General features: G+C 55.7%; 3 rRNA genes. All 3 read right to left on the bottom strand.

The features are described from left to right. Positions 1 to 9: 9 nt before the first annotated feature. The 3 genes from rrf to DEI91_RS15800 all read right to left on the bottom strand — a co-directional run bounded on the left by rrf (position 10) and on the right by DEI91_RS15800 (position 5,367). Positions 10 to 126 (bottom strand): 5S ribosomal RNA (rrf, locus tag DEI91_RS15810). Between the two features lie 140 nt (positions 127 to 266). Then, a 23S ribosomal RNA gene (locus tag DEI91_RS15805) occupies positions 267 to 3,394 on the bottom strand. A gap of 451 nt (positions 3,395 to 3,845) precedes the next feature. After that, positions 3,846 to 5,367 (bottom strand): 16S ribosomal RNA (locus DEI91_RS15800). The 16S, 23S and 5S rRNA genes sit together here, the layout of an rRNA operon. Positions 5,368 to 5,544: the final 177 nt, after the last annotated feature.

Below are 5,544 nucleotides of genomic sequence, written 5' to 3'. Positions count from 1 at the left end.
TGAAAAGGAGTCCGGCGGCGTCCTACTCTCCCACAAGGTCCCCCTTGCAGTACCATCGGCGCTGAGAGGCTTAGCTTCCGGGTTCGGAATGTGACCGGGCGTTTCCCTCTCGCTATGACCACCGGAACAATTTCGACACTCCAACAGGGAAGCTTCGAAACCGTTCCGCGCATGCGCGGTGTTCAGTTTCAGTTGTTCCCGATCGTCTGTCGGGAACCACAAAGTGGACGCGAGCCCCACACCACGAATGGTGCAGGTAAAAAGTGTGTGTCAAGTCTTCGGCTTATTAGTACCGGTCAGCTCCACGGGTCGTTAGTCCCCGCTTCCACATCCGGCCTATCAACCCAGTAGTCTGCTGGGAGCCTCTCACACTCAAGGTGCATGGAAATCTCATCTCGAAGACGGCTTCCCGCTTAGATGCTTTCAGCGGTTATCCGGTCCGAACGTAGCTAATCAGCGGTGCCCTTGGCAGAACAACTGACACACCAGAGGTTCGTCCATCCCGGTCCTCTCGTACTAGGGATAGATCTTCTCAAATTTCCAACGCGCGCAGCGGATAGGGACCGAACTGTCTCACGACGTTCTAAACCCAGCTCGCGTACCGCTTTAATGGGCGAACAGCCCAACCCTTGGGACCTACTCCAGCCCCAGGATGCGACGAGCCGACATCGAGGTGCCAAACCATGCCGTCGATATGGACTCTTGGGCAAGATCAGCCTGTTATCCCCGAGGTACCTTTTATCCGTTGAGCGACAGCGCTTCCACAAGCCACTGCCGGATCACTAGTCCCGACTTTCGTCCCTGCTCGACCTGTCAGTCTCACAGTCAAGCTCCCTTGTGCACTTACACTCGCCACCTGATTGCCAACCAGGTTGAGGGAACCTTTGGGCGCCTCCGTTACTCTTTGGGAGGCAACCGCCCCAGTTAAACTACCCATCAGGCACTGTCCATGAACCCGATCAGGGTCCTACGTTAGACATCCAAAGTGACCAGAGTGGTATTTCAACAATGACTCCACGAACACTAGCGTGCCCGCTTCACAGTCTCCCACCTATCCTACACAAGCCACTCCGAACACCAATACCAAACTATAGTAAAGGTCACGGGGTCTTTCCGTCCTGCTGCGCGTAACGAGCATCTTTACTCGTAGTGCAATTTCGCCGAGTTCGCGGTTGAGACAGCTGGGAAGTCGTTACGCCATTCGTGCAGGTCGGAACTTACCCGACAAGGAATTTCGCTACCTTAGGATGGTTATAGTTACCACCGCCGTTTACTGGGGCTTAAATTCAGAGCTTCGCCGTGAGGCTGACCCTTCCTCTTAACCTTCCAGCACCGGGCAGGCGTCAGTCCGTATACATCGTCTTGCGACTTCGCACGGACCTGTGTTTTTAGTAAACAGTCGCTTCCCACTGGTCTCTGCGGCCTTCAACGCTCACGGAGTGAATCCGGTCACGTGTCCGGCCCCCCTTCTCCCGAAGTTACGGGGGCATTTTGCCGAGTTCCTTAACCACGATTATCTCGATCTCCTTGGTATTCTCTACCTGACCACCTGAGTCGGTTTCGGGTACGGGCGGCTGCAACCTCGCGTCGATGCTTTTCTCGGCAGCATAGGATCACTGATTTCCCCTTACGGGTACGCGTCGGATCTCAGGCACACAGACGACGGATTTGCCTATCGTCAGCCCTACATCCTTACACCAGGTTCACCTTACGGATACCATCGCCTGGCTCAGCTACCTTCCTGCGTCACACCTGTTCATACGCTAACCGCACCAGCATGGGGTCGAGCGTTAGACCGGCCCGTCTCACCCCGAAGGGATCAACAAGTGCCGGGTTAGGACTCTTAGCACCACTGGATTAGCTTGGGCGGTTGTTCGCCGGTACGGGAATATCAACCCGTTGTCCATCGACTACGCCTGTCGGCCTCGCCTTAGGTCCCGACTTACCCAGGGCGGATTAACCTGGCCCTGGAACCCTTGGTCTTTCGGAGGACGGGTTTCTCACCCGTCTTTCGCTACTCATGCCTGCATTCTCACTCGTGTGGCGTCCACGGCTGGATCACTCCGCCGCTTCACTCGCCACACGACGCTCTCCTACCACTCCGCACGACTGAACCACGAAGGCTTGTCGAGTGTGCGAAATCTACAACTTCGGCGGTGTGCTTGAGCCCCGTTACATTGTCGGCGCGGAATCACTTGACCAGTGAGCTATTACGCACTCTTTCAAGGGTGGCTGCTTCTAAGCCAACCTCCTGGTTGTCTGTGCAACTCCACATCCTTTCCCACTTAGCACACGCTTAGGGGCCTTAGTTGGTAGTCTGGGTTGTTTCCCTCTCGACGATGAAGCTTATCCCCCACCGTCTCACTGCTGCGCTCTCACTCACCGGCATTCGGAGTTTGGCTGACGTCAGTAACCTGTTGAGGCCCATCGGCCATCCAGTAGCTCTACCTCCGGCGAGAAACACGCAACGCTGCACCTAAATGCATTTCGGAGAGAACCAGCTATCACGAAGTTTGATTGGCCTTTCACCCCTATCCACAGCTCATCCCCTCCATTTTCAACTGAAGTGGGTTCGGTCCTCCACGACGTCTTACCGTCGCTTCAACCTGGCCATGGATAGATCACTTCGCTTCGGGTCTAGGACATGCGACTGAATCGCCCTATTCAGACTCGCTTTCGCTACGGCTACCCCACACGGGTTAACCTCGCCACATATCGCTAACTCGCAGGCTCATTCTTCAAAAGGCACGCCGTCACCCCTACAAGGAGGCTCCGACGGTTTGTAAGCAAACGGTTTCAGGTACTATTTCACTCCCCTCCCGGGGTACTTTTCACCTTTCCCTCACGGTACTTGTCCGCTATCGGTCATCTGGGAGTATTTAGGCTTATCAGGTGGTCCTGACAGATTCACACGGGATTTCTCGGGCCCCGTGCTACTTGGGATACACATCCGGCCATAACACCATTTCGTCTACGGGGCTGGCACCCACTACGGCCCGGCTTTCAAACCGGTTCGACTATGATGCGCTGTAACCGCCCCAGTCCGGCAGAACTGAGCGACGTGTCCCACAACCCCGACCATGCAACGCCCGCCGGCTATCACACATGATCGGTTTAGCCTCATCCGTTTTCGCTCGCCACTACTCACGGAATCACATGTTGTTTTCTCTTCCTGTGGGTACTGAGATGTTTCACTTCCCCACGTTCCCTCTACCCGCCCTATATATTCAGGCGGGAGTCACCAGGTCACAAAAGCGCCTAGCGGGGTTTCCCCATTCGGAAATCCTCGGCTCACAGCTCGATTATCAGCTCCCCGAGGCTTATCGCAGATTTCTACGTCCTTCTTCGGCTCCAGATGCCAAGGCATCCACCGTTTGCTCTTAGAAACTTGACCACAAAGATTAAAATTGCGATCCAACGCCACAACTCACACCAACCCGAAGGCTGACGATCATCGATGACGCGAATCTAAAGATGCTCGCGTCCACTGTGTAGTTCTCAACATACGATCGGCACCACCCACCACCACACCAACCGGCGTGATCTCAGATGACCCAACGAAGGACCCGCAGGCCCAACCCCCACCCGAACAGAGCACCCATCACGGACACTCCCCCGAACAGGAAGCCTGGTCCCTCAGGACCCAACAACGTGCACCAGCCGACCCGCTCACCCCCGACCCCCTCCAACCAGCGAACTGGCGTACTAGGACCGGGAACCGCGCTCCCGACTGCACTGTCAATGTTCCACCCATGAGCTACCGGCGAGAACGTTCGTCTCGATCCGGCGCCTGGACACCACCACACCCCCCAAACAGGAAGCGCAGGATGCCAGATGCTCCTTAGAAAGGAGGTGATCCAGCCGCACCTTCCGGTACGGCTACCTTGTTACGACTTAGTCCTAATCACCGATCCCACCTTCGACGGCTCCTTCCACAAGGGTTAGGCCACCGGCTTCGGGTGTTACCGACTTTCATGACTTGACGGGCGGTGTGTACAAGGCCCGGGAACGTATTCACCGCAGCGTTGCTGATCTGCGATTACTAGCGACTCCGACTTCATGAGGTCGAGTTGCAGACCTCAATCCGAACTGAGACCGGCTTTTTGGGATTCGCTCCACCTTACGGTATCGCAGCCCTTTGTACCGGCCATTGTAGCATGCGTGAAGCCCAAGACATAAGGGGCATGATGATTTGACGTCATCCCCACCTTCCTCCGAGTTGACCCCGGCAGTCTCCTATGAGTCCCCGCCATAACGCGCTGGCAACATAGAACGAGGGTTGCGCTCGTTGCGGGACTTAACCCAACATCTCACGACACGAGCTGACGACAACCATGCACCACCTGTACACCGACCACAAGGGGGCGACCATCTCTGGCCGTTTCCGGTGTATGTCAAGCCTTGGTAAGGTTCTTCGCGTTGCATCGAATTAATCCGCATGCTCCGCCGCTTGTGCGGGCCCCCGTCAATTCCTTTGAGTTTTAGCCTTGCGGCCGTACTCCCCAGGCGGGGCGCTTAATGCGTTAGCTACGACACAGAAACCGTGGAAAGGTCCCTACATCTAGCGCCCAACGTTTACGGCATGGACTACCAGGGTATCTAATCCTGTTCGCTCCCCATGCTTTCGCTCCTCAGCGTCAGTTACGGCCCAGAGATCTGCCTTCGCCATCGGTGTTCCTCCTGATATCTGCGCATTCCACCGCTACACCAGGAATTCCAATCTCCCCTACCGCACTCTAGTCTGCCCGTACCCACTGCAAGCCCGAGGTTGAGCCTCGGGATTTCACAGCAGACGCGACAAACCGCCTACGAGCTCTTTACGCCCAATAATTCCGGACAACGCTTGCACCCTACGTATTACCGCGGCTGCTGGCACGTAGTTAGCCGGTGCTTTTTCTGCAGGTACCGTCACTTTCGCTTCTTCCCTACTAAAAGAGGTTTACAACCCGAAGGCCGTCATCCCTCACGCGGCGTTGCTGCATCAGGCTTTCGCCCATTGTGCAATATTCCCCACTGCTGCCTCCCGTAGGAGTCTGGGCCGTGTCTCAGTCCCAGTGTGGCCGGTCACCCTCTCAGGCCGGCTACCCGTCGTCGCCTTGGTGAGCCATTACCTCACCAACAAGCTGATAGGCCGCGAGTCCATCCCCAACCAAAAAATCTTTCCACCACCAGGCCATGCGACCAGTAGTCATATCCAGTATTAGACGTCGTTTCCAACGCTTATCCCAGAGTCAGGGGCAGGTTACTCACGTGTTACTCACCCGTTCGCCACTAATCACAGGAGCAAGCTCCTGATCATCGTTCGACTTGCATGTGTTAAGCACGCCGCCAGCGTTCGTCCTGAGCCAGGATCAAACTCTCCGTAAAAAATTACAACCAACACCCGAAAGCGTCAGCGAGTTGATCTTGACTGTTGACTGTCTACTGACAATCTTCAATCCAAAAGGAATTGCTTCATGACCCGACCGGAAAAAACCGACCAGGCACGAGGTCAATAAAATTGGCATTGACAATGTGCACGCTGTTGAGTTCTCAAGGACCAGA

This window comes from Curtobacterium sp. MCBD17_032 (assembly GCF_003234855.1).
In the GTDB taxonomy this organism is placed as follows: domain Bacteria; phylum Actinomycetota; class Actinomycetes; order Actinomycetales; family Microbacteriaceae; genus Curtobacterium.
The sequence above is the reverse complement of the archived record's forward strand: the minus strand, read 5'-3'. Positions and strand labels throughout refer to the sequence as shown.